This window comes from Kocuria sp. NBRC 114282 (genome assembly GCF_030268385.1).
Taxonomy (GTDB): Bacteria; Actinomycetota; Actinomycetes; order Actinomycetales; family Micrococcaceae; genus Kocuria; species Kocuria palustris.
The window spans coordinates 52,858-77,118 of record NZ_BSQO01000009.1 but is presented as its reverse complement, the minus strand read 5'-3'; the positions used below and the strand labels follow the sequence as shown (position 1 = coordinate 77,118).

Genomic DNA, 24,261 nt, shown 5'->3' with positions numbered 1-24,261 from the left:
GACGGGCCGGGGGTCCGGAACAGCATCCGGACCCATGGGTCATCCTGCGTTTCAGAACGACGTGATCTGGTTCATTCTGTTTCGCACGTTACATCCATTGCCGGTCCGCGTACAGCCCCAGGCCTCATCGGCCGCACCCGCCTCCAGCTCGGCCTGGGCCTCGAACTGCGCGACCCGCTGCATCCCGGCATCGCCCAGGATCTCCGTCACGGCCGCCACCAGGCTCTCGGTGAGCGCTGTGGCCGCCACCGCAGAGTCGAACGGGGAAGCACTCTCCACGCGCGCCGGCAGCACGTGCCGCGCCGCATCCGCGATCGGCGAGAGCCAGCTGTCCGTCATCAGCGCCACGGTCGCACCACGACGGCGCATCTCCGCGGCCAGCTCGTGACTGTCCTGCGAGTACCGGCGGTAGTCGTAGATGACGAGCAGGGTCGACGACGATGCCGAGAGCACCGCGTCTCGGCAGGCGATGACCTCCTGCGGCAGCAGCTGGACCCCCGGGCGCAGCAGCTGGAGGTGGCGGACCAGGTAGTCGGCCTGTAGCCCCGAGAAGCGCCCACCCGCCACCACGATCCGCTTGCCGGGGTCGGCGAGCAGCTGGGCCACCGCCGTGAACTCTGATTCCGGCAGCTCGTCATACGTCCTCTGGACGGCCTCCAGCACGGTCCGCGCTGTTCGGGCCAGGACTCCATCACCGCCCTCCGCCGCGCGCTTCTGCTCGTACTGGCGCAAGGGGGAGCCATCGTCATTGAGCTCGGCGATCAGCGCCCGCTGTAAGTCTGCGAAGCCCGAGTAGCCCAACCTGCCGGCGAAGCGCAGCACGGTGGGGGCGCTGACCTGCGCCTCCCCCGCCAGCTGCGCGACAGTGGTCAGCCCAGCGCTCGGATACCGCGCCAGCAGCGCACGGGCGACCTTCCGCTCGGCATTGCTGAGGCTGTCCATGGAGTCCTGGATGCGGAGGCGGATCGATGGCGTGGCAACGGGCATGAGGCGAGACTATCCGCCCTCGGGCCCCTGCGATCTGCGGTGCACAGTCCCTCTCCGCCATGTTCCCGAACCGCGGGCAGCCCCTCCCGGCAGATCACCGGCCCCACGCGATCCACAGCAGCAGGAGCGTCAGCAGGAACCCCGTGACCATGTTCAGCCACAGGAAGCGCCGCCAACCGCGGCGCGCCACCTCGCAGCGCTCATCGGGCACGTCATGGAACGGGAGGATGCTCACCAGGTACGGCATGACCAGCAGTCCGGCCAGCGCCGCGGGCCAGTCCGCCGCGGCCATCACGAGCCCGGCTGCGGCGTAGAGCCCGATCGCCAGCCGGACGGTCCTGCGACCGCCGAGAGCCGTGGCGATCGACCCGATCCCCGCTTCCCGGTCGGCGAGCACATCCTGCACCGCCCCGAAGGCCTGGGAGGCCATGCCCCACAGGAAGAACGCGAGCAGGGAGACGGCGGCCGTCGTCGTCAGGGGCGCGCCCGTCAGCGCCAGGCCGAAGGCCGCCGGGCCCACGAAGTGGGCGGACGACGTCATGGAGTCCAGCACGGGGCGCTCCTTGAACCGCATGCCAGGGGCGGAATATGCCACGACGGCCACCAGGGTGCCCACCAGGACCGCCGCTGATGCCCAGGACCCCCACCAGAGCAGCGCGAGCACGAACGGAACCGGCAGCAGGCAGGCCCACCACAGCGTCAGTCGGTGCCAGCGGGAGGCCAGCACGATGCCCTCGACCCCGCCCTTGCGGGGATTGCGCAGATCCGATTCGTAGTCGAAGACGTCATTGATGCCGTACATCAGCAGGTTGTAGGGCACCAGGAAGAAGACGGTCCCCACCACCAGCTCGGCAGTGAGCCCCCCACCGGCCATCAGATAGGCGGCCGCGAACGGGTATGCGGTGTTGACCCAGCTCAGCGGCCGGGACGCACCCACGAGCTGCCGGGCCGCTGCTGCCGTCCCCTCAGTGCGCGTCATCGGCCGCTCCTCTCCCGTTCGCCGTCATCCGCCGGCCGAGCGAAGAGCTCCCACAGGGACGGCAGCAGCAGACCGGCCGCAATCGGCCAGGCCAGGTCCTCGATCGGGGCCAGGCCCACGAACCAGCCGTGCAGCTGCGCCTCGTCGTAGCGGAAGAGGTCCACCGCGATCATGAGGCTGTCGAACACGACGGTCAGCAGCAGCAGGCCGAGGATCGTCAGGGCCGTCGTCGCCCACCAGGCAGACCCGAGCCTGCGTCGCCAGGAGACCAGGACGGCGATGACGGCCGTCGCGGCCACGAACAGCGCGGCGAGGGCGGCATAGGTCATCGCGCACCCTCCTTCGGCAAGGCCCGAGAGCGATCGACGGCCAGCGCAATCAGTCCCCGCAGCACGAGCGTGAGGTAGCAGAGGAAAGTGATGAAGACGATCTCCTCCAGTGGCAGCTCGGGCGCCAGCATGAGCCCGGTCATCGGCCCCTGCCCCTTGCCGTAGTGCCCCGAGGCGATGGCCGCGAGATCCCACAGCAGGAAGACCGCGATCCCTGCGATGACGGTGAGCGCGCCGGCTCGCGGCGCCCGCCACAGCACCAGACGGAAGCGGCGGTCGAGCAGTGCCATGCAGCCGGTCGAGATCAGCAGGGCGCCCAGGTAGATCAGCCCCGTCATGACAGCTCCCGCGCGATCCGGTCTGCGACGATCTCGGCGCTGATCAGGCACATGGGCAGCCCGATCCCCGGGATAGTGCTCGACCCGGCGTAGTAGAGCCCGTCCACCTTCCGAGAGCGGTTGCCGGCGCGGAACATGGCGCTTTGGCCGAGGGTGTGCGCCGGACCGAGCATGCTGCCTCGCCAGGCCCCCAGGTCCTCGGAGAAGTCCGCAGGGCCCACAGTGCGGCGCACCACGATGCGCTGGGCCAGGTCCTCGTGGCCGGACCAGCGAGCCACCTGGTCGATCGCGGCATCGGCGATGGCCTCGATCCGCGGATCACCGCCGCCGTCGATCCCTCCACGCCCCAGCTGCGGGTCGGCAGGCATGGGCACGAGCACGAACAGGTTCTCCTGACCCGCCGGCGCAGCCGACGGGTCGGTGGCCGAGGGCCGGCACACGTAGACCGACGCAGGCTCCGGCACGCGACCGTCCGCGATGGCGGCGAAGTTGCGCCGCCAGTCCCGCGTGAAGAACAGGCTGTGGTGCGGCATCCGCCCCAGCGCACCGTCTACACCCAGCATCACGAGCACCGCGCCCGGACCGCTGGTGCGCCGGGTCCACCAGGATTCGGGGTAGGTCTGCAGGTGCCGGGGCAGCATCGTGGTCTCCGTGCGGTGCAGATCCGCCGTGGACACAACGACGTCCGCCTCCAGAACTCGCTCGAGGCCGTCGGCATCGCGGAAGCGCACCCCCGTCGCCTGTGCACGTGTCCCGCGACGGCCTCCTGCACCCGTGCGGATCTCCGTGACCTCCGCCCCGGTGTGCAGCCGGGCTCCAGCAGCCCGGGCCAGTCGCTCCAGGACGGCCATGAGCTCGCCGAAACCGCCCTGCGGGTAGAGCACCCCGCCCGTGAGGTCCATGGCGCTCATCAGGTGGTACAGCGCAGGCGTCCTGTCCGGCGAGGACCCCAGGAAGACGGCGGGATAGCCCAGGACCTGACGCAACCGCGGGTCCCGGAATCGTCGCGCCGTGAAGCGCTCGAGTGACTGCAGCAGCAGCGGGCCGAGCCGATGCGCCGATCCCAGGACGCGGCGATCCATGAAGGGCCGCAGCGAATCGAAGGATGTGTAGAGGAAGCGGGCCAGCGCCAGCTCGTAGGTGGAGCGGGCGGAGTCCAGATAGCGCTCCAGGACCTGGCCGGCACCGGGCTCGATCTCCTCGAACCGCTCGATGTTGGTCCGGACATCGGCCGCGATGTCCAGCGGCTCGTCGTGGCCCTCGAAGAACACCCGGTACCCCGGATCGAGCTGCTGCAGATCCAGCTGCTCGTCGACGCTCGTGCCCATCAGCTCGAAGAACCGCTCGAAGACCTCCGGCATCAGGTACCACGAGGGCCCGGTGTCGAAGCGGAAGCCGTCAGCCTCCCATGTCCCGGCACGGCCGCCGAGGGCCCCCCGCGATTCCAGCAGCTCCACGGACCAGCCGCGCCGGGCCAGCAGCGCGGCCGTGGCCAGCCCCGAGATGCCCCCGCCGACGACCACAGCCCGACGTTCCCGGCTCATGGGCGGCCTCCCAACGCACGCACGATGATGACCGCCTTGCGCGCATCGGGCACCCGGATCCTGGTGCGCCGGATCTGCGCGGCAGGGGTGCGGCGCAGGCGCCGCGAGAGCTCGGCGAACAGCCCGTGCGCAGCACTGACCGCCCGGCGGCTGTCGGGAGGCAGCTGGGCGATCGCCTCGGCGGCCACCGCCAGGTCGGCATCGATGTCATCCAGCAGCTCGTCGCGCCGGCTGTCGGTGAACGCCTCCGGATCCAGGCCGGGGAAGTACGTCCGCCCCAGCAGGTCGTGATCATCGGCCAGATCCCGCAGGAAGTTGATCTTCTGGAAGGCAGCGCCCAGCCGCTGCGCCCCGGGAGCCAGCCGCTCGTAGGCACCGCCGTCCGCCCCCAGGAAGCAGTGCAGGCACATCAGCCCGATCACCTCGGCGGAGCCGTATACGTAGTCGTCCAGGCTCTCGTCGTCATGGGTGCGCAGTCCCAGATCGGCGCGCATGGAGGCGAAGAACGGGCGGATCAGCTCCGGACCGACGCCCCGCCGTCGCGCGACGGAGGCGAAGGCCTGGACCACCAGATTGGCGCTGCGCCCGTGCTGCAGGGCTCGGAGCGTGTCGGCCTCGAGCTCCTCCAGCAGCTCGGACCGCAGCTGCGGACTCAGATGCGGATCCGGGTCATCGACGATCTCATCGGCCACGCGCACCAGTGCGTAGAGGCTGCGGATCTCCGAGCGAGTCGGCTCGGCGAGCAGTCGCACGGCCCACCCGAAGGACGTCGAATAGCGGCCGATCACCTCGGCGGCACTCGCCGCGGCCACCCGGTCGTAGCGCGACACCGGCCTCACCGCCGTCATGACGCCTGCTCCCGAAGCGGAGCCACACCGAACTGACCTTCAGCGCTGTGCGTCGTCATGGCTGAGATCGCTGTCCCCCTCACTCGCTCGATCAGCTGGGCCACCACGGCTTCCAGCTCTGCCGGGACGGCAGGTCGAGCTGCCAGGTGCAGAGCCTCGTCGAGCTGCTGGTCGGCCAGATCCTGGACGGCGCGCCGGGCACCGCACCCGGTGAGCAGATCGCGGGCTCGATCGGCCTGCTCCTCGCCCAGCTCCGGGTCCCCGATCAGCGCGCTGAGCTCCGTCCAGCACGACGTGCCTCGAGCCAGGGCCAGCAGCGCAGTGGGCTTTGCCTCGCGCAGGTCGGAGATCACGGTCTTGCCGGTCAGCTCCTGGCGGCCGAAGACCCCCAGGAGGTCGTCCAGCAGCTGGAACCCGATGCCGACCAATCGCCCGATCACAGCCAGCTTCTCGAGCAGCTCCCACGGAGCATCGGCCAGGACGGCCCCGACCTGCATGGGCAGCTGGAAGGAGTAGGCGCTGGTCTTGAGCTCAGCCACCCGGAGAGCGTCCTGGAGCTGCAGCGCCTGCCCCTCGCCGACCCGGCTCAGGCGCACGTCCGCCAGCTCGCCGGATGCCGTGGCGTGGACCGCCTCCTCCAGCAGCTCGAGCAGCTGCTCGGTCTGGGCGGCCGAGGCGCCGCTGCGGGCCATCAGGCGCAGGGCCGAGACCAGCGCCAGATCACCGGCCAGGATCCCTGCGGCGGAACCCTGCCGCTGTGCCGCTGCCGCGCTCGCACCCGTCCTCCGGGCCTGCACCTCGAAGGCTCCGGAGACGTTCGGCCGCCCGCGGCGAGTGTCGTCGCCGTCGATCACATCGTCATGGACCACGAACGCGGTGTGCAGCATCTCGACCGCCGCAGCAGCACTGGCGACAGACTCGTACCGCGTGCCTCCAAGGGCCGCATGGACGGCGATGACGAGGTCGGGGCGCAACCCCTTCCCACCTCGGGCGGCTTCATCGAGCGCGCCCCACAGCTGTCCGTGCTCAGGCCCGAGACGTGCGGAGCGCTCCCCACCGCGCCTCCACACTTCCTGCAGCTCGCGCTGCACGGTTGTCGGCTTCTGCTGACTCATCACGTGGGCCAGCCTCGCACAGAAAAGCTAGCCTGCCTAGATAACTATTCAGATACCCTTCGCCCATGACCCGGCCCCCAGAGCAGGGGTCGTCGAGCGACTCCTACTGGTACGACGACTCCGCCCCCGAGCGCGAGCTTCTGCGCGCCATGCGACGCCTCCAGCGCGCCCGTCGCCTCATGCATCACCGGGCCACCGCCGAGATGGAGCTGAACCCCACCGATCTGAAGGCTCTGCAGCTGATCATCGCCGGCGAGCGCGCCGACGACCCCCTCACCGCCTCCGCCCTGGCCGCCGAGCTGGGGATCTCCACCGCCTCCACCGCCAAGCTGCTCAACCGCCTGACCAGCACGGGTCACCTCCGACGCGTGCGCCACCCCCGCGACGGGCGATCTGTGACCGTGATCGCCCAGCCGCTGGCCCACGAACGCGTCCGGGTTGTGATGACGCAGCCCCATGACCGGATGCTCGAGGCGGCCCGACGGGTCCCCGAGGAGTCCAGGCAGGCGGTGCTCGACTTCCTGGCGGACATGGCTCAGGCCTTCGAAGGGACCGGAGAGCCGCCGCACCATGCCGCGGACCGCAAGATCTGAGGATCCGGGCTGAACACAGGTCGGCCCTGACCACGGATGACGTCAAGGGCTCCCAGGAGGCGGCCTCCGGGTCAGAACCCCTCGTTCGCCATGTTCGCGAATCGGGAGTAATGGCCCTGGAACGCCACCACGATGGTCTTGGTGGGGCCGTTACGGTGCTTGGCCACGATCACGTCCGCCTCGCCTGCGCGCGGCGACTCCTTGTCGTAGACGTCATCTCGGTGCAGAAGGATCACCATGTCGGCATCCTGCTCGATCGAGCCTGATTCGCGAAGGTCCGAGACCATCGGCCGCTTGTCCGTGCGCTGCTCGGAACCACGGTTCAGCTGCGACAGCGCGATCACGGGGACGTCGAGCTCCTTGGCCAGCAGCTTCAGCGCTCGCGAGAACTCCGAGACCTCCTGCTGGCGCGACTCGACCTTCTTGCCCGAGCTCATCAGCTGCAGGTAGTCGAGCACCACGAGCTTGAGGTCGTGCTTCTGCTTCAGGCGGCGGCACTTGGCGCGGATCTCCATCAGCGACATGTTCGGGGAGTCGTCGATGAACAGCGGCGCCGAGTCCAGCTTGCCCATGGTGGAGGCGATCTTGCCCCACTGCTCGTCCTGCAACGTGCCCTTGCGCAGGTCCTGCAGGTTGAGGGTGGCTTCGGCCGAGAGGATCTTCAGGGCGATCTCATTGCGCGCCATCTCGAGCGAGAAGATCGCGGTGGTCATGTTGTTCTTGATCGCCGCCGAGCGCGCGATATCGATGGCGAAGGTCGAATTGTGCGTGGGGATGAACGTCCGCCCCGCCAGGAACAAGTGCTTCGGATGATCGACCTGCAGGCACCGGACCGGGACCGAGGCCACCGGCTCCACGGCGACGATCGCCCGCTCGGTTCCCGGCTCAATGCCGCCGTCATGGCACAGCGGGAGTCGGGCGTCATCCGGAATGCGCACGAGGTGGCGCTGCGAAGAGGCCGCGATCTGCCCCGTGGTCACCACGCTGGCCGAGCCCGCATCAGCCGCACCGGCTCCGACAAGCACGGCAGCCCGCGTATGCGTCAGCCACTGGTGCTCCTCATCGGCGATGATCTCGCTCCCGTCGTCGAAGCTGACCCGGTAGCAGGGCCGGTCGAGCATCACGTCGGTCGCGGCGCTCACCCGCGTGGGAGTGCCGTCGACGGCCAGGACGAGGTCGCCGACGGAGATCTCCCCCATGGTCGTCCACCCGGTGGGCGTGGGGATGGGGGTGTCCAGCGCGAGCGCCTTGCCCATGGCCGGCCTGGCCGCGATCACGATCATCTGCCCGCCCTGCAGACCGTGGGTCAGCTCGTCGAACTCGACGAATCCGGTGGGCACGCCCTGCATGCCGGAGCGGCCGCCAGCGTCCTCGATCTCCTGGACGGTGGACTCCACGACGTCCTTGAGGACCACGTAGTCCTCGGAATTGCGCCGCTCGGCCACCGTCATGATCTCGGACTGGGCCTCGTTGACCAGGACCTCGACCTCGCCGTCCTGCGAGTAGCCGAGCTGGACGATCTTGGTGCCGGCGGTGACCAGGCGGCGCAGCACGGCGCGCTCCTGGACGATCTCGGCGTAGAACCCGGCATTGGCCGCGGTGGGAACCGACGAGATCAGCGAGTGCAGGTAGGCCGGCCCGCCCGTCCTCTCGAGCTCGCCGCGCTTGGTCAGCTCGTCGGCCACGGTGATGGCGTCGGCGGGTTCGCCCTTGCCGTAGAGGCTCATGATGGCCTCGTAGATGGACTCGTGCGCCGGCTTGTAGAAGTCGTTGCCGCGCAGCACCTCCACGACGTCCGCGATGGCGTCCTTGGACAGCATCATGCCGCCGAGCACGGACTGCTCGGCGACGTTGTCGTAGGGGGGAGTGCGGATCTCTTCGGACACGACGGGGCCTTTCCAGCGCTGACTGCAGCCAGGACGACGACGGCCGCCCGGCCCGCCCATTCTGGCCCACCGAGCCGACGTCATAAGCCGCTCGGCCGGAACGCTTGAAATGACATGCGCGGGCTTTATCCACTGATTGTGGATAACTTGTGGATGCCCTGTGGGGCGCGCCGTGCAGGACTGTGCGCAACCGGTGCAGATCTCCCTGCCAGCTGTGGATATCCACAGGCTCAGACTTCGTGAACGAAGGATGAATCACCAGGTCAGAGTGTGATTCCAGGGTTTCTCCACGGCGTGTGCACAACTCTCCACAGGCCGTGTCCACACGAGACGTGGGCATTCCCACAGGGCTGTGTCGTCGTGCGTCGCGCGGCTCGGCAACCGAGCTCAGGACCCCATGGCCAGCTGCAGCAGCAGCATCAGGGTGGCCGGGCTGATCAGCACCGAGAGGATCATCACGATCACATTCCAGGGCCTGTGCCGCCGATAGGAGATCGTGCTGGCCAGCGCAGTGAGGAACGCCCCCACCTCCGCCAGCGTGGCCACGATCAGCCCCCCGAAGAACGTGAGGGTCATGGCCGCGCCGGAACCGGTGTTGCCCAGCCCGAAGCCCGCCACGAAGGCCGCGAGCCCCACGATCCACAGGATGACGGCGATCGGCAGCAGCCGCGGCTCGGCCTTGCCCTTGCGGCGCTTCCGCTGCGCAGAGGCAGGCGCGGCGGAGGAGCGGCCCGCTCCTGACCGGGCGGCGGCGGGCTGACGTCGGGCGCTGCGGGAACTGGGGAACATGGCGGACATGGTGCCATCACCTGCTGGATGCCGGCTCACGTGAAAGTGAGCGGCAACCCGCAGCCACTCACTGATGACGCGTCACGTTTGTCGCTATCCTGGGGGCATGACAACGGCACCCGACACCGACCCCCGCAGCCTCCCCTCAGACGCCGACGAGCCCGGGGACTCCCCCTCGACGGCAGCTGGCACGGGCGGCGCCGGCGACGGCGTCGACTGGCTGTCCGCACATGAGGAGACCGTCTGGCGCCGCTGGCTCGCCGTGAGCAGCCGCATCCCCGCCGCCCTGTCCTCGCAGCTGCAGTCCGATTCCGGCTTGTCGCTTCAGGACTACGACGTCCTGGTCATGCTCAACGACAGCGAGAGCTCCTCCTGCCGGATCACCGAGCTCGCCGGGCTGCTGGACTGGGAGCGCTCGCGCATGTCCCACCACCTCACCCGGATGGAGAAGCGCGGCCTGATCGCCCGCTCGGCCGCCCCGGACGACGGTCGGGCGCAGCTCGCACAGCTCACCGAAGCCGGTCGCCAGGCCCTGGCCGCAGCCGCCCCGGGCCACCTGGGCGCCGTGCGCAGGTCGTTCTTCGACGCCCTCGATGCACAGGACATCGAGGACCTGGACCGCATCACCTCCCGGATCGCTCGCAAGCTCGACATCCGCCGCCCGGACTGCGCACCGATCGACTGACCCGCGCAGGCCGGCTGCCGCCCTGCGCGGACACGGCCTGGCGCATCACGACGACAGCGCGTTCGTCGTTCCCGCCGTCCCTCGAGCACGGCGGACCTAATGGTTGACATGTCACCTACATTGACGCATACTGTTCCGTGAAACGTCACGCGAGCGCCGGAAGACCCCGGGCTCGCGAGTCGCATCCAAGGAGCGAGCACCATGCAGTTCGGCATCTTCACCATCGGCGACGTCACCCCGGATCCCACCACCGGCAAGGCGCCGTCCGAGGCCCAGCGGATCCGGTCCATGACCAAGTACGCCCTCAAGGCGGAAGAGGTGGGACTGGACGTCTTCGCGACCGGCGAGCACCACAACCCGCCGTTCGTGCCCTCTTCACCCACCACGCACCTGGCCTATATCGCCGCCCAGACCGAGCGCCTGCGCTTCTCCACGGCCACCACGCTGATCACCACGAACGACCCCGTGAAGATCGCTGAGGACTACGCCTTCCTCCAGCACCTCTCCGGCGGTCGTGTGGATCTCACCATGGGCCGTGGCAACACCGGTCCGGTCTACCCCTGGTTCGGCAAGGACATCCGCCAGGGCATCCCGCTGGCCATCGAGAACTACCACCTGCTGCGCAAGCTGTGGCGCGAGGAGGTCGTGAACTGGCAGGGCAAGTTCCGCACCCCGCTCAACAGCTACACCTCCACCCCGTGGCCGCTGGATGACACCCCGCCCTTCGTGTGGCATGGCTCGATCCGCTCCCCGGAGATCGCGGAGCAGGCCGCCTATTACGGCGACGGCTTCTTCCACAACCACATCTTCTGGAACATCGAGCACACCGCCTCGATGGTGAACCTCTACCGCCAGCGCTTCGAGCACTACGGCCACGGCGCCGCCGACCAGGCGATCGTGGGCCTGGGCGGCCAGATCTTCGCCGCTGCGACAGAGGCCGAGGCCAAGCGGGTCTTCCGCCCGTACTTCGACAACGCGCCGGTCTACGGCCACGGCCCGTCGCTCGAGGACTTCTCGCGGATGACCCCGCTGACGGTCGGCACCCCGGATCAGATCGTGGAGCGCTACCTGGGCTACGCGGATCAGGTGGGCGACTACCAGCGCCAGATGTTCCTGCTGGATCACGCCGGCCTGCCCGAGGAGATGGTCCTGGAGCAGATCGAGATCCTCGGCCGGGAGATCGTCCCGCGCCTGCGCGAGGGCTTCGAGGCACGTCGCCCGGCGCACGTGCCCTCAGACCCGCCCACCCACGAGACCCTGCGCGCCCAGGGCCCGGACTCCAAGCACCGCCAGGTCATCAACGCGCGGCCGCAGGACGAGCAGAAGGAGGATGAGCAGCGATGACCCGTCAGCTCGTCGTCGTCTCGGCGGGGCTGTCCTCGCCGTCGTCCACCCGCCTGCTGGCGGACCGGATCGCCCATGCCGTCGAGTCCCGGGTCGGCGCCCGGGGCGAGGCCCTGGAGGTCCACCACGTGGAGCTGCGGGACCTGGCCCTGCCGCTGGCGCAGGCCATGACCACGGGCGGGCTGCTTGATCCGCAGCTCGACGAGGACAAGCGCCTGGTCGCCCAGGCCGACGGGCTGGTGGCGGTCACGCCGATCTTCCGGGCCTCCTACTCGGGGCTGTTCAAGATGTTCTTCGACGTCCTCGACGACGAAGCGCTGATCGACCTCCCGGTGCTCATCGCCGCGACGGCCGGCAGCCCGCGCCACAGCCTGGTCCTGGACCACGCGCTGCGCCCGCTGTTCTCCTACTCGCGGGCGGTCGTGCTGCCCACGGGCGTGTTCGCCGCGACCGATGACTTCGGCTCCGGGGACACCGGAGGCCTGGAGTCGCGGATCGCTCGAGCCGCCTCCGAGATGGCGACGGCACTGGTGGCCGAGTCCGCCGGGGTGGAGGGCTTCCTGCCCACCGAGCCCGCGCGGGCGCCGCGTCGCAGCGGTGTAGACCTGGGCCCGGTCACGGACTTCGCGAGCCTCCTCAAGGGCCACGACGGCTCCTGACGGGCTCGCCGAGCTCTCGGAGGACCCATAGGCCGCCTGACCTCCTCATATGTCGAATATGACATATAAAAAGGTCTCGTCTCTCACAGCGGAACCGGATGCCGCCCTGTCGGCATCCGATCCTGCCGCCTATACTGGGCTGCGGACACGGGGTGCGCCGCCGGCGCTGAGATCAGACCCGTGGAACCTGCTCCAGCTCGCACTGGCGAAGGGATGTCCCTGATGAGCTCCACCTCGAACATCGCCCCCCAGCCCGCCGTCGAAGCGGCCGGTCCATGGACGCAGTCGCTGTGGGACGCCGGCGCGCAGACGGCAGCCGAGATCCAGGACTCGAGATTCGTGCGCGCCCTGCTGGACGGAACCCTTGACGACGCGCGGTTCACGTTCTACCTCGCCCAGGACGCCCTGTATCTGGCCGGCTACGCCCGGGCCCTGGCGGCTCTATCCGCACGCTGCGATCACGCCCCGGACCAGCTCGCGTGGGCACAGGCCTCGGTCGGCTGCCTCACGGAGGAGGCCCAGCTGCACCGCACCTGGATGGCCGCCCGTCCGGAGGCCGCCGACGAGCCCGCCAGCACCGTCACCGCGGCCTACACGGACTTCCTGCTGGCCGCCGCCCTGGGACAGGACCGAGCTGTCGGCGCTGCTGCAGTGCTCCCCTGCTTCTGGCTTTACGCCCAGGTCGGAGCCTGTCTGCCGACCGTGGAGCCGGATCACCCGTATGCCGCATGGCTGGAGACCTACCGCGATCCCGACTTCGTGGCTGCAACCGCTGCAGCCCTGGAGCGCGTCGAGCGGGAGCTCGCACAGAGCTCGGAATCAGGCCGTGCGGCAGCACAGCGGGCCTATCTGGCAGGCTGCCGCCACGAGCTGGCGTTCTTCGATCAGGCCCTGACTCAGGATCAGTCGGAGATCATCCCGCGCTGAGAGCGCGGACCGACTGACGGGACCCTCACCACGGTCCCTTCCGGTGCCGCGGCGCCGTGTCGGCCACATGGCGACCGCGGCGTCGTCGGGCCGATGGCGGCGTGATGTGATCCCCGAACTCCTCCGGCTCGCGCCGCGCCAAAGGGCCCCGTATGCGGATCCTCGGGGGCCTCCGCCAGCCCGATCCGATCGTGCACCCACCGCAGCGGGGCCGGTGCCCACCAGTTGGCCCGCCCGGCGATCCGCATGAACGCGGGCACCAGGACGCCGCGCACCAGGGTCGCATCGAGCAGGATCGCGAACGCCGTGCCCAGGCCGAACAGCTGCATGAAGCTCACCTGGCTCGTCCCGAAGGCCGCGAACGACACCGAGAGCACCAGCGCCGCGAGTGTGGTGATGCGCCCGGTGTGCGCGAGCCCCTCCACGACCGCCATGCGGTTGCTGCCCGTCTGCTCCCACAACTCCTTCATGCGCCCGATCAGGAACAGCTCGTAGTCCACCGACAGCCCGAAGGCGATGCAGAACAGCAGGACGGGCATGGACATGTCCAGCGGGCCCCGCGTGAAGCCCAGGACCCCGGAGAGCAAGCCGTGCTGGAACATGAGCGTCACCACGCCCAGCACCGCCGGCAGGAGCACCAGCGTGATGGGCACGGCGAGGTGCTCGGCCAGCCCCAGGTCCTTGATCACCTGCTGGCTGTTCGAGGCGATCATGGGCGCGGAGCCGCCCACCAGCACCTCGGTGCCGTCGCCGCGCTCCTGGCTCAGCTAGTCCACGAGCTCCGTGGAGATCTCAGTCTGCTCGGCCAAGGTGCCCTCGATGTGCGCGACGACCATGCCCGTGCGGCCGTCGTCAGAGCCCAGCGGGTCGCTCATGCCGGGATCGCTGAAGGCATGGACGGACTCGATGCCGTCGTGCTCGCGCAGATCCGCGGCGATCTCCTCCCCCACGTCAGCGGAGTCAGCTGCCTGGGAGCCTTCGGGGGCTCGGACAAGGACGACGAGGCTCGCCTCCCCGCCGACCTCTTCGTGCACGATCTGCTGTGCCCTGGCGGATTCCGAAGTCGGGTCGGCGTAGCCGCCCCCGGGAACGTAGCACGGGAGACGACGCCGGCGTCGGTGCTGGTCGGCGCAGAAGTCGCCCGTCCTGGGGACGGGTCATGCGCCCGCAGCAGATCCGCGCCGCGCCCGTGCCCCGAGGGCCGGGAACAGATGCGAGATCACCGCGCAAGGGACCACATCAGGGCCTGCCCTGTGTCGCTGCGCAGGGCCGTCGTCATCATCCGCCGAACGGTGACCTGTCAGGGGCAGAGCCGCCCCCCGCCGGCGCCCGACAGGCCCGGCAACGACGACGAGCCGCCGCCCCGGAAAGGGGCGACGGCTCGTCGGTCAGGCGTGCCGTGCAGGACGGCTCACCCGAAGGATCAGGCGGGGACGACCTCGAACTCGATGTTCGCGTTGACGTCCTCGTGCAGGCGCACGGTGGCCTGGTAGGTGCCGACGGTGCGGACCTGCTCGCGGATCTCGACCTTGCGCTTGTCGATCTCGCCCAGGCCGGCGGCCTTGACGGCGTCGGCGACCTGCTCGGCCTTGATCGAGCCGAACAGACGGCCCTCGGCGCCGGCCTTGGCCGGGACCGTGACGGTGGCCGAGGTCAGCGAGGCCGCCAGGGCCTGCGCGTCCTCGAGCGAGGCGAGCTCACGGGCCGCACGAGCGGCCTTGATGGACTCGATCTGGCGCTCGGCGCCCTTGGACCACTGGGTCGCGAAGCCGCGGGGGAAGAGGTAGTTGCGGGCGTACCCGTCCTTGACCTCGACCACGTCACCGGCGGAACCGAGGTTAGAGACCTCGTGCGTCAGGATGATCTTTGCCATGAGTGTGTTCCTTTCCGATCAGCGGCCGGAGCCGGCGTAGGGGAGCAGGGCGACCTCACGGGCGTTCTTGACGGCCTGGGCGATCTTGCGCTGCTCCTGGACGGAGACGCCGGTCACGCGACGCGCGCGGATCTTGCCGCGGTCGGAGATGAACTTGCGCAGCAGCGCAACGTCCTTGTAGTCGATCTCGGTGACGCCTGCGGCCTTGAGCGGGTTCGCCTTCGGCTTGGGCTTGCGAATCTCATGCTTCGCCATCGTGGTGCTCCTTCTGAAGCGTGGAGCCCGCAGTGCTCTGCGGGATGGAAATGTGTTCTGTCTCCCGGTTCTGCGCCGGGTGGGTGCGAGGGCTCAGGCGCTCGGGCCGCCGATCAGAACGGCGGCTCGTCGTCCTGTCCGGTGCCCCAGTCGTAGCTGCCGCCGGCGGACTGGCCCCAGGGATCGTTCTGCGGGGCCGCCTGCTGGCGCCCACCGCCCTGACCGCCCTGGTTGTAGCCGCCGGAGGACTGGCCGCCGCGGTTGCCGCCGAAGCCGCCCCCGCCGCCATTGTCCCAGCCGCCGGAGCCGCCGGACTGCTGTCCGCCGCCGCTGAAGCCGCCGCCGGACCCGCCTCCGCGGGACTGGCGGTTGACCTTCGCCGAGGCGAAGCGCAGCGACGGGCCGATCTCATCGACGTCGAGCTCCATCACGGTGCGGCGGTCGCCTTCCTTCGTGTCGAAGGACCGGGACTTGAGCCGCCCCTGGGCGATGACGCGCATGCCCTTCTGCAGCGTCTCGGCGACGTTCTCCGCCGCCTCGCGCCACACCGAGCAGCGCATGAACAGCGTCTCGCCGTCCTTCCACTCGTTGGACTGGCGGTCGAACTGGCGCGGGGTCGACGCGATCGTGAAGTTCGCGACGGCCGCACCCGACGGCGTGAAGCGCAGCTCGGGCTCAGCGGTCAGATTGCCGATGATGGTGATGATGGTGTCGCCGGCCATGGGACTCTCCTTCCGGAGAACTCGCGGTGATGGGGCTGGTGCTCCCCCATCCTCCTCCGCCGCTCAGGACGGAGTCGGTGGGATCGCACCCGATGCAGCTCGCGCCGTCACCGGCGCCGATCTGCTCAGGCCTCGGCGGTCTCGGCGACGGGCGCGCCGTTGACGTCGTGGTGCGGGTGGATCCGCTGCTCCTCGGGACGGATGATCTTGGTGCGCATGATCGCCTCGTTGAGGTTCAGCACACGGTCGAGCTCCTGCGAGGTAGCGGGCTCGGCGTGGAAGCGCACGACGGCGTAGATGCCCTCGGACTTCTTCTGGATCTCGTAGGCGAGACGGCGGCGACCCCAGATGTCGATGTTGTCGACGGTGCCGTTCTCACGGGTGACGACCTCGAGGAACTTCTTCAGGGTCGGCTCGACCGCGCGGTCGTCGACCTCCGGGTTGATGATGACCATCAGCTCGTATTCGCGCATGGAAAGAACCCACCTCCTTCGGGCTGGAACGGCTGCGGTCTCTCCGCAGCAGGAGGTTCAATGCGAGTCCGTGGCAGTCGGCCCCGACGGGGCCCTGTTCGCACAGACTGATCGACTGTACACCACCGGACATCCGCGGTCCATGGCCGCTGCGGCATGAGACCGGCGATCATCGCCCGCAGAAGGCGGCCCTCAGCGCAGCGCGACGTCGATCTCGGCGTCCCTGCCGTCGGAGGTGACGTCCACATGCACGGGGAAGCTGACGATCTCCTCGACCCTCTTGCCGTCCTCCAGGTAGGACAGCCGGGCCTCCGCCTGCGCCGTCTCGTCGGCGACCCAGTCGAGCTGCGAGCCGGAGTCCTCCTCGGCGACCAGCCACAGCGGCGGCTGCGAGACCAGCTCCCACTCGACCTCGGAGATCTCGGCCCCTGCCTTGGGAGCCTTCAGACCGGATTCGGGGACCTCGATCTTCGCGTTGTCCGCGGCATCGGCGCGGGGCACGCCTCCCTCCGCCCAGCGGCGCGAGGCCGGGCATGCGTCGGGGCTCACGGAGGTCGAGTCCATGCAGCTCTCGACGCTGCGGACGATCTCCTGGTCCACCTCGGCCCACAGCTGCGGGGAGGGCTCCAGCTCCACGACGACCTCCTGCGGCTGCGGATCGCCGAGCAGGACCTCGGCCGGATCGATCGGCTTGGCCAGGACGTAGTCGTTTCCCTCGGGCAGATCCACGGCGAATCTCCCCGGCAGGGCCTCCCACTGCCACTTGCCCCCGGCGCCGTCGGCCACGGTGCGATCCTCGGGGTCCAATCCGATCCGCTCGCCGTTGATCGAGAGGTCCCGGTTCCCGGGAGCGGCCACCGTCAGCGTGCTGGCATCCACGCCGTCCATCTCCCAGCTGTCGTTGAGGGGCCCGGTGCGCCGGACCTGGTGCACCGACCAGGTGTGCTCCTCGCCCTGCTCGGCGCCCTCCGGGACCTGCCCGTCCGGCCAGCGCACCGAGGCGGTGACCTGGGCCCGATCGCCGTCGCGCTGGACGTCCACGATCTCCCAGGAGCTGATCCGTCCCTCGGCCTGCCTGTATGCCGCATTCGGCATGCTCTCCGCGCCGGTTCCGCCCCGTGAGTCGCCGAACAGGGCGAGGGCCTGGCGCGAGCGTCCGTCGACCATGGCGTCGAGCCAGTCCTCGACCGGCTCCTCCGGGTCGCGATCCACCATGAACCAGTTCAGGGCGGTGCCGCCGGCGCTGATGAGCAGGACCACGACGATCAGCCAGGTCCACAGCGACCGGCGCAGGCGTCGGCGGCGCCGCTGCTCGGCGGGACCGAGCTCCTGGACGTCCTGATCGAGCTCGGGCTCTGCCTCTGCGGAGGCGCCGACCTCTTGGCTCATGCGTTCCTCGCGGCCACACCGATCTGGGTCGCACGGCGGCCTCGCTGCATGTCCACGGCGACGATGACGATGAACCAGATCAGGAACAGGTAGCGCGCCGCGGCCAGCAGGGCCTGCGGCGACCAGCCCCAGTCGCCGAACAGCGGCTGGGTCTCCCAGGCCCCGGCCGGGGCGTTCATGGTGGCCCAGTAGCCGATCTCCACGGCCTGCCACAGGAAGAACTCGAGCCAGCTGCGCCTGGCCAGGATCACCAGCGGGACGAGCCACACGGACTGCAGCAGCGACCAGTCCCGGCTGAAGAGCAGGAAGACGGCCAGCAGCATGAGCAGCACCTGGACGATGCTCGGCTCCTTGCCGGCCAGCACGCTCACCAGCAGCACCGCCACGACCCCGAGCAGGATCGCGATCATGGAGATCTGGTCCAGGTTCGCGGAGTCGATCGACAGTCCGGTGGCCGGTGCGCCCAGGGCGTTCCACACGCTCCAGCCGGAGTCGCTCGAGACCTGCGAGCGCATGGTCTCGCCCATCCGCTCGCGCCAGCGGTCGAACTCCTGGACCATGAACGGCCCGTTGACCATGGCGAAGACGATCAGCGAGACCACGAGCGCGCTGATGAAGTCGCCCAGGTAGCGGTAGCGCGCGGCCAGGAACAGGATGGCGATCAGCACGAGCAGCGGCAGGAAGCTGACCGTGGCGCCGAGTCCGATCCACACGCCGGCGACTCCCGGCGAGCCCCGGATGTAGGAGGCGACCGCGAGCATCATGAACATCACGGCCCACAGGTCCCAGGAGGTGAATCCGACCAGCAGAACGGTGGGCGCGAAGGCCAGGACCACGGGGTCCGAGGGCTGCTTGCCGGACAGCGAGGCGACCGCGGTGATGGTCACGACCCACACGAGGGCCGTGAGGAAGACGGTGAGGTCCAGGACCGTGTTCGGGGTGATCTCGAAGCTGAAGGCCTCGGCCAGACCAGTGGTCATCCAGCCCAGGATCGACGTGAACATGCCCACGACGATCGGCTGATCGCCCGTGGGGCCTCCCGTGAAGAAGCCGGAGAGCATGCCCCCGGGCGTCACGGAGAGGTCGCCGGGCTGCAGCTCGGCGGCGCACAGGCCCGGGAAGCGGGAGTCGACGCTCCACTCCGGCACGCGGCACGGGACCCGCAGCAGGAAGGAGAGCAGCACGGCCAGGATGCCGAGCACGAAGAGCACGAGACCGTTGGTCCCGCGCCTGCCGGGGCGTCCGTCAGCCATGGCGTCCTGCCCCTCCTGCTCGGGTGTCTGGTTCCCCGGCGATGATCAGCGGCCGCGCAGGGAAGGATCCGGCACTGCGATCCGCGCTCAGGATAGCTGGGGAGGACCCGGTCTCGGCGGCGCTCCCGCCGATCCGGTCCGGGTCGTAGACCGGCAGGCCGCGCAGGAGGCGCACGACCACCCGGGCGCACAGCCACACCACGGCCAGGATGTGCAGCACGACGGCCGCGGCATAGAAGCGGCCCATCGCCTCCGCATTCGGCTGATCCGCGACCATCGAGTACAGCCAGGTGAAGACCGCGATCCAGTGCACGACCTCGATGACCTGCCACACCGCGTACTCCCGCAGCCGGGGGGCGGCCAGGATCACCAGCGGGACGAGCCAGAGCACGAACTGCGGGGAGTAGACCTTGTTGGTCAGCACGAAGGCGGCCACGATCAGCAGGGACAGCTCCGCGAGGGCGGGCTCGCGCCTGGCTTTCAGCCCGAGCACCAGGACTCCCGCGCAGCACAGGGCGAACACCCCGTAGGCGATCACGTTGAGCGACTCCGCCGCCAGCGGCTGCGCGCCCAGCTCCGGCGCCCACACGACGTTCCACACGTGGTAGATCGACGAGAACCCGGCACCGCGCTCACCCGAGAAGCTCCAGAACCAGCTCCACTGCTGGCGGTCCCACAGGGCGAAGGGCACGTTGACGACCACCCATGCGACGACGGCCGAGACGACCGCCATGACCGCCGGGCGCAGCTCGCGCCGGCGCAGCGCCAGCACGATCACCGCCCCGAGCATCACGAACGGCCACAGCTTCAGAGCCGTGCCCAGTCCCAGCAGCACGCCGCCGACGGCCCAGCGGCTGCGCTGGAAGGCCAGAAGCGCGGCGACCGAGGTCAGCACCGGCCACAGATCCCAGTTGATCAGGGCCGTGGCGGCCACCGCCGGGGAGACGGCCAGCGCCGCGGTATGGACCGTGGAAGTGCCCATGGCCGCGACCACCACCACGACGGCGAGCCACACGAGCAGCAGCAGCGCGGCATTGAGATCGAAGTAGATGTTCTGCACCGTCGGCACGGGCAGCCCCTCGCCCAGGCCGTAGGCGGCACGACCCGTCGCCGTGGCGATCAGGCTCTGCAGAAGCGGGTACTCCAGCAGCGCGGAGGGATCCTGCGACAGGTAGGCGAAGCTCCCGTCGGACATCCCCCGGGTCGTGAACAGGTAGCCGATGTCGGAGTAGCAGACGAGCTGCTGGGTGTGCGCCCCGTTCCACCCCAGCTGATGGCACGAGAAGCGCAGCAGCCAGGCCACGATCATGGTCCAGGTGCCGAGCCCGAGCAGCAGCCACAGCCACTGCCCGGAGCGCATGCCGCGCGGCGACCGCCAGCCCCTCCGGCCCGTCTCGGACTGCGCGGGTGCGCTCACTGGCTCTCCCACCAAGCCCTCAGCCGCTTCTCGGCCTCCTCCTCGCCCAGAGGGCCCTCGTCCAGGCGCAGCTCGAGCAGGTGCTTATAGGCCTTCCCCACCTGCGGCCCCGGGGGGATGCCCAGGATCGCCATGATCTGCTCGCCGTCGAGGTCGGGGCGCATGGACTCCAGCTCCTCCTGATCGGCCAGCTGCGCGATCCGCTGCTCGAGCTCGTCGTACGTCCGCGCCAGGCGCGCGGCCTTGCGGCGGTTGCGGGTCGTGACGTCAGAACGGGTGAGGCGGTGCAGGCGCTCGAGCTGGGGGCCGGCGTCGCGCACGTAGCGGCGCACCGCGGAATCGGTCCACTCGGCGTCGCCGTAGCCGTAGAAGCGCATGTGCAGCTCGACCAGGCGGGTGACGGCGGCGATCGTGTCGTTGTCGAAGCGCAGCGCCTTCATGCGCTTCTTCACGATCTTGGCCCCCACCGTCTCGTGGTGGCGGAAGGTAACCGCGCCGTCCGGGCCGAAGCGCCGGGTCGCTGGCTTGCCGACGTCGTGCAGCAGCGCCGCCAGCCGCAGGACCAGGTCCGGGCTCGGCACGGGGCCGTCGGGGCCGGTCTCCAGCTCCGCGGCCTGCTCCATCACGGTCAGCGAGTGCTGGTAGACGTCCTTGTGATGGTGGGCCTCGTCGGTCTCGAGCTTCAGCGCGGGCACCTCCGGCAGCACGACGTCGGCCAGGCCGGTGTCGACCATGATCTCCACCCCGCGTCGCGGGGCCCTGCCGCACAGGAGCTTGATCAGCTCCTCCCTCACGCGCTCCGCCGAGACGATCTCCAGACGCTGCGACATCTCCGTCATGGCCGCCAGGACCTCCGGGGCGACCTGCAGGTCGAGCTGGGAGGCGAAGCGGGCTGCGCGCATCATGCGCAGGGGATCGTCGTCGAACGACGAGTGCGGGGAGCCCGGGGTGCGCAGCACGCCGGCGGCCAGATCTCGCACGCCTCCGTGGGGATCCACCAGCTCCATAGACGGCAGCCGCAGCGCCATCGCGTTGATCGTGAAGTCGCGCCGGACCAGGTCGTCCTCGAGGGAGTCCCCGAAGGCGACGATCGGTTTGCGGGAGGAAGGGTCGTAGGCCTCCGCCCGGTACGTGGTGATCTCGAGCTGCTGATCCCCTCGACGCATCCCGATCGTGCCGAAGTCGCGGCCGATCTCCCACGTGGCATCCGCCCACCCGCGCACCGCCGCCAGGGTCTGATCGGGGGTGGCATCCGTGGTGAAGTCCAGGTCCGTGGCGACCCGGCCCAGGAAGAGATCGCGCACGGGGCCGCCCACGAGGGAGAGGTCGTGGCCGGCATCGGCGAAGCGGCGGCCCGCCTCCAGGACGACGGAGGGGACGGCGGAGGTGTCGAGCTGCTGGGTCATCGCGCCCATCATTCCAGACCCCCGGCCTCTGCCCTGCGGGGACGCGTCGCGGACCGCCGGGGGACGTCGGCGGCTCCGCCCGTTCCCAGACTCAGCCGTTAGTGTTGAGCGCATGGCTTTCCCCGTACCCAGCGCACCCAAGAGACGGCCCTCCGGGCCCGTCGCTGCGCTGCCCACGGTGGAAGAGGTCTCGGCCGGCGGCATCGTCGTCGACTTCGACTCACCTGATCTGCCGGTGGCGATCATCGCCCGGATCAACCGCGGAGGGCGCCTGGAGTGGTGCCTCCCCAAGGGCCACCCGGAGAACGAGGAGACGGACGGCGTCGCCGCTGTCCGAGAGATCGAGGAGGAGACCGGGATCGCCGGGAGGGTGATCTCTCCGCTGGGCAGCATCGACTACTGGTTCTCCGTCTCGGGGCACCGCGTTCACAAGACCGTGCACCACTTCCTCCTGGAGGCGGTGGGCGGCGAGCTGACCACCGAGAACGATCCCGATCACGAGGCCGTGGACGTCGCGTGGGTCAAGATCGACGACCTCGGCCGCCGCCTGTCCTTCCCGAACGAGCGGCGCATCGCAGACATCGCCCGCGAGTTCATCATCCACCAGCTCTGAACCCCCGCTTCGGGCGCCTCACCACGGGCTGCCCGGCCCAGCACGGGCCGCCCCCGGCGCCCGACGTCCTCGAAGGAGACCACTTGGCTCGATCCGGTGCCATGTCCAGCGCCATCATGGCCTCCGGCACGCTCGTCTCCCGGATCCTGGGCTTCGTCAAGACCATCCTCATCACGGTCGCGATCGGCTCGCTGACCTCGGTGGCGGATATCTTCCAGATCGCGAACAACCTGCCGAACTACATCTACGTGCTCGTGGCCGGCGGCGTGTTCAACGCGGTGCTGGTGCCCCAGGTGATCAAGGCCTCCAAGGCCTCCGCCGACGACGGCGCCGACTACATCTCCCGGCTGCTGACCCTGGCCGGGATCGCCCTGGCCGGGATCACGCTGGTCGTGGTGGCCTGCACCGTGCCGATCATCCGGGTCATGACCCAGGACTGGTCGGATCAGCAGCTGGCCCTGGGCGTCACGTTCGCCCTGTTCACATTCCCGCAGATCTTCTTCTACGGCGTCTACACGGTCGTGGGCCAGGTGCTCAACGCCAAGGGCGCGTTCGGCTGGTACATGTGGGCGCCCGTCGTGAACAACATCGTGGCGATCGCCGGCCTGCTGATCTTCATCCGGCAGTTCGGCAGCTTCGCGGAGGCAGAGCACTCCCTCGAGTCCTGGACCAGCGCCCAGACCCTGCTGCTGGCCGGGGTCACGACCCTCGGCGTGGCACTGCAGGCTGTCGTGCTGTTCTGGCCCCTGCAGGGACTGGGCCTCGGGCTGCGCCCCAAGTTCGGCTGGCGCGGCATCGGGCTCTCCCAGGCGGCCAAGCTCTCCGTGTGGACGCTTGCCACGGGCGTCGTCGCCAACCTCGCCTTCCTGGCACTGACCCGCACCGCCTCGATCCCCACGGGCTTCCGCGAGCAGTACCTGGAGATGGACCCGCCGCAGCACATCGCCGGCAGCGCGTCGCTGGACCAGGCGGCCATGCTCTACTCGCTGCCCCACGGCGTCATCGGCCTGTCGATCGCCACGGTCCTGTTCAACTCCATGGCAGCGGCCTCCGCCCAGGGCGACGACGAGACCCTCAAGGCCTCGCTGTCCCAGGCCCTGCGCTACTCGGGCATCGCCACGATCTTCTGCACGATGGCCATGATCGTGTTCGCCGGCCCGCTGGGCATGCTCTTCTCCGGCGGCGTCCCCGAGTCCGGTGCGGTGATCGGGCAGGTCTTCGCGGTGATCGCGATCGGCGCCCCGTTCATGACCACGGCGTTCATGCTCGGCCGCCTCTTCTACTCCCGCGAGGACGCGCGCACCCCGTTCATGGTCCAGCTGGCTGTCTCGATCCTCACGGTCGCGGCCGCGGTGATCATCAGCCAGACCATGCCTCCGCACCTGGTCGTCTTCGCCGTGGCCGCCTGCTACGCCGGGCAGAACATCCTGATGACGCTGCTGTACCACGTGATCGCGGTGCGCACGATCGGCGACTACCGCACCGCCGAGGTCATCGACACCCACATCCGCGCGATCGCCGCTGCTCTCGTCACCGCCGTCGCGGCGACCGTCGTCCTGTACGCCATGGGCGGCTGGGACCCCGAGGGCTGGCCGTGGTCCTCGCAGCTCAGCGCCATCGGCACCCTCGCCATCGGCGGTCTCGTCAGCGCCGTGATCTACCTGTTCATGCTCAAGGTGTTCAAGCTCAAGGAGCTGCCCGAGCTGATGGCCCCCCTCACGGCGCGCCTGCGCCGCTGAGGTCCTCATCGGCTCGCATGGACCCCCGAGTACACTGCGACTGACCCGCCGCTCCCTACCCCGTTCTGCCGCTGACTGCGGCGGACCCGCAGATCCAC

The 24,261-nt window shown here is 69.6% G+C and carries 26 protein-coding genes and 1 riboswitch; of the genes, 7 read left to right on the top strand and 19 right to left on the bottom strand.

Annotated features, from left to right (window positions below):
* Positions 1-51: 51 nt before the first annotated feature.
* From QSJ40_RS11945 to QSJ40_RS11915, 7 genes are all read right to left on the bottom strand, one after another.
* Complete coding sequence (locus tag QSJ40_RS11945; protein WP_051990426.1) at positions 52-987, bottom strand: MurR/RpiR family transcriptional regulator; 936 nt, start codon at positions 985-987, stop codon at positions 52-54.
* A gap of 94 nt (positions 988-1,081) precedes the next feature.
* A complete protein-coding gene (locus QSJ40_RS11940; protein WP_006214344.1) occupies positions 1,082-1,966 on the bottom strand; it encodes a prenyltransferase in 885 nt (294 codons plus the stop codon).
* Positions 1,963-2,295, bottom strand: a complete 333-nt coding sequence (locus QSJ40_RS11935) for a lycopene cyclase domain-containing protein (protein ID WP_006214345.1) — start codon at positions 2,293-2,295, stop codon at positions 1,963-1,965. The genes QSJ40_RS11940 and QSJ40_RS11935 overlap by 4 nt, the downstream gene beginning before the upstream one ends.
* On the bottom strand, positions 2,292-2,633 hold the full coding sequence (locus tag QSJ40_RS11930) for a lycopene cyclase domain-containing protein (protein WP_006214346.1): 342 nt from the start codon (positions 2,631-2,633) through the stop codon (positions 2,292-2,294). The genes QSJ40_RS11935 and QSJ40_RS11930 overlap by 4 nt, the downstream gene beginning before the upstream one ends.
* Positions 2,630-4,177: a phytoene desaturase family protein gene (crtI, locus tag QSJ40_RS11925; protein ID WP_040560649.1), complete on the bottom strand. Its 1,548-nt coding sequence runs from the start codon at positions 4,175-4,177 to the stop codon at positions 2,630-2,632. The genes QSJ40_RS11930 and crtI overlap by 4 nt, the downstream gene beginning before the upstream one ends.
* A complete protein-coding gene (locus tag QSJ40_RS11920; protein WP_006214349.1) occupies positions 4,174-5,025 on the bottom strand; it encodes a phytoene/squalene synthase family protein in 852 nt (283 codons plus the stop codon). Before QSJ40_RS11920 ends, crtI begins: the two co-directional genes overlap by 4 nt.
* Positions 5,022-6,140: a polyprenyl synthetase family protein gene (locus QSJ40_RS11915; RefSeq protein WP_081609478.1), complete on the bottom strand. Its 1,119-nt coding sequence runs from the start codon at positions 6,138-6,140 to the stop codon at positions 5,022-5,024. Before QSJ40_RS11915 ends, QSJ40_RS11920 begins: the two co-directional genes overlap by 4 nt.
* Positions 6,141-6,205: 65 nt before the next feature.
* On the opposite strand from QSJ40_RS11915, the gene QSJ40_RS11910 reads away from it, so the two are divergent.
* Positions 6,206-6,733, top strand: a complete 528-nt coding sequence (locus QSJ40_RS11910) for a MarR family winged helix-turn-helix transcriptional regulator (protein WP_006214351.1) — start codon at positions 6,206-6,208, stop codon at positions 6,731-6,733.
* 71 nt (positions 6,734-6,804) lie between these two features.
* Here QSJ40_RS11910 and dnaB read toward each other — a convergent pair whose 3' ends face one another.
* Both dnaB and QSJ40_RS11900 read right to left on the bottom strand, forming a co-directional pair.
* A complete protein-coding gene (gene dnaB, locus QSJ40_RS11905) occupies positions 6,805-8,619 on the bottom strand; it encodes a replicative DNA helicase (protein ID WP_006214352.1) in 1,815 nt (604 codons plus the stop codon).
* Between the two features lie 387 nt (positions 8,620-9,006).
* A complete protein-coding gene (locus QSJ40_RS11900; RefSeq protein ID WP_157796629.1) occupies positions 9,007-9,408 on the bottom strand; it encodes a hypothetical protein in 402 nt (133 codons plus the stop codon).
* A 106-nt stretch (positions 9,409-9,514) separates the two neighbouring features.
* Here QSJ40_RS11900 and QSJ40_RS11895 point away from each other — a divergent pair, with 106 nt between their 5' ends.
* The 4 genes from QSJ40_RS11895 to QSJ40_RS11880 all read left to right on the top strand — a co-directional run bounded on the left by QSJ40_RS11895 (position 9,515) and on the right by QSJ40_RS11880 (position 13,023).
* A complete protein-coding gene (locus QSJ40_RS11895) occupies positions 9,515-10,093 on the top strand; it encodes a MarR family winged helix-turn-helix transcriptional regulator (RefSeq protein ID WP_006214354.1) in 579 nt (192 codons plus the stop codon).
* 201 nt (positions 10,094-10,294) lie between these two features.
* Complete coding sequence (locus QSJ40_RS11890) at positions 10,295-11,437, top strand: LLM class flavin-dependent oxidoreductase (RefSeq protein ID WP_006214355.1); 1,143 nt, start codon at positions 10,295-10,297, stop codon at positions 11,435-11,437.
* On the top strand, positions 11,434-12,096 hold the full coding sequence (locus QSJ40_RS11885; RefSeq protein ID WP_006214356.1) for an FMN reductase: 663 nt from the start codon (positions 11,434-11,436) through the stop codon (positions 12,094-12,096). Before QSJ40_RS11890 ends, QSJ40_RS11885 begins: the two co-directional genes overlap by 4 nt.
* Before the next feature lie 138 nt (positions 12,097-12,234).
* A riboswitch (TPP riboswitch) is annotated at positions 12,235-12,327 on the top strand.
* Positions 12,319-13,023, top strand: coding sequence for a thiaminase II/PqqC family protein (locus tag QSJ40_RS11880; protein ID WP_081609484.1), 705 nt, complete (start codon positions 12,319-12,321; stop codon positions 13,021-13,023). It overlaps the preceding riboswitch by 9 nt.
* Here the strand turns inward: QSJ40_RS11880 and QSJ40_RS11875 are convergent.
* The 10 genes from QSJ40_RS11875 to QSJ40_RS11830 form a co-directional block, all read right to left on the bottom strand.
* Complete coding sequence (locus QSJ40_RS11875) at positions 12,999-13,790, bottom strand: MMPL family transporter (protein WP_268742056.1); 792 nt, start codon at positions 13,788-13,790, stop codon at positions 12,999-13,001. The genes QSJ40_RS11880 and QSJ40_RS11875 overlap by 25 nt on opposite strands.
* Entirely contained in the window at positions 13,791-13,973 is a 183-nt protein-coding gene (locus QSJ40_RS11870) for a hypothetical protein (RefSeq protein ID WP_006214359.1), read from the bottom strand.
* A 473-nt stretch (positions 13,974-14,446) separates the two neighbouring features.
* Entirely contained in the window at positions 14,447-14,896 is a 450-nt protein-coding gene (gene rplI, locus QSJ40_RS11865; RefSeq protein WP_006214360.1) for a 50S ribosomal protein L9, read from the bottom strand.
* Between the two features lie 18 nt (positions 14,897-14,914).
* On the bottom strand, positions 14,915-15,151 hold the full coding sequence (gene rpsR, locus QSJ40_RS11860; RefSeq protein ID WP_006214361.1) for a 30S ribosomal protein S18: 237 nt from the start codon (positions 15,149-15,151) through the stop codon (positions 14,915-14,917).
* 113 nt (positions 15,152-15,264) lie between these two features.
* Complete coding sequence (locus QSJ40_RS11855) at positions 15,265-15,873, bottom strand: single-stranded DNA-binding protein (RefSeq protein ID WP_006214362.1); 609 nt, start codon at positions 15,871-15,873, stop codon at positions 15,265-15,267.
* Between the two features lie 125 nt (positions 15,874-15,998).
* The gene (gene rpsF, locus QSJ40_RS11850) at positions 15,999-16,346 is read right to left on the bottom strand and encodes a 30S ribosomal protein S6 (RefSeq protein WP_006214363.1); all 348 of its coding nucleotides are present in this window, start codon (positions 16,344-16,346) and stop codon (positions 15,999-16,001) included.
* 192 nt (positions 16,347-16,538) lie between these two features.
* Positions 16,539-17,735 (bottom strand): hypothetical protein, encoded by a 1,197-nt coding sequence (locus tag QSJ40_RS11845; RefSeq protein WP_006214364.1) that lies wholly within the window; start codon positions 17,733-17,735, stop codon positions 16,539-16,541.
* Positions 17,732-18,988: a glycosyltransferase 87 family protein gene (locus tag QSJ40_RS11840; protein ID WP_100244673.1), complete on the bottom strand. Its 1,257-nt coding sequence runs from the start codon at positions 18,986-18,988 to the stop codon at positions 17,732-17,734. Before QSJ40_RS11840 ends, QSJ40_RS11845 begins: the two co-directional genes overlap by 4 nt.
* The gene (locus QSJ40_RS11835; RefSeq protein WP_157796630.1) at positions 18,981-20,405 is read right to left on the bottom strand and encodes a glycosyltransferase family 87 protein; all 1,425 of its coding nucleotides are present in this window, start codon (positions 20,403-20,405) and stop codon (positions 18,981-18,983) included. The genes QSJ40_RS11840 and QSJ40_RS11835 overlap by 8 nt, the downstream gene beginning before the upstream one ends.
* Complete coding sequence (locus QSJ40_RS11830) at positions 20,402-21,811, bottom strand: CCA tRNA nucleotidyltransferase (protein ID WP_006214368.1); 1,410 nt, start codon at positions 21,809-21,811, stop codon at positions 20,402-20,404. Before QSJ40_RS11830 ends, QSJ40_RS11835 begins: the two co-directional genes overlap by 4 nt.
* Before the next feature lie 112 nt (positions 21,812-21,923).
* Between QSJ40_RS11830 and QSJ40_RS11825 the strand changes: the two genes are divergently transcribed.
* Positions 21,924-22,424 (top strand): NUDIX hydrolase, encoded by a 501-nt coding sequence (locus QSJ40_RS11825; RefSeq protein WP_024289504.1) that lies wholly within the window; start codon positions 21,924-21,926, stop codon positions 22,422-22,424.
* An 83-nt stretch (positions 22,425-22,507) separates the two neighbouring features.
* On the top strand, positions 22,508-24,163 hold the full coding sequence (gene murJ / locus QSJ40_RS11820; RefSeq protein ID WP_285731141.1) for a murein biosynthesis integral membrane protein MurJ: 1,656 nt from the start codon (positions 22,508-22,510) through the stop codon (positions 24,161-24,163).
* Positions 24,164-24,261: the final 98 nt, after the last annotated feature.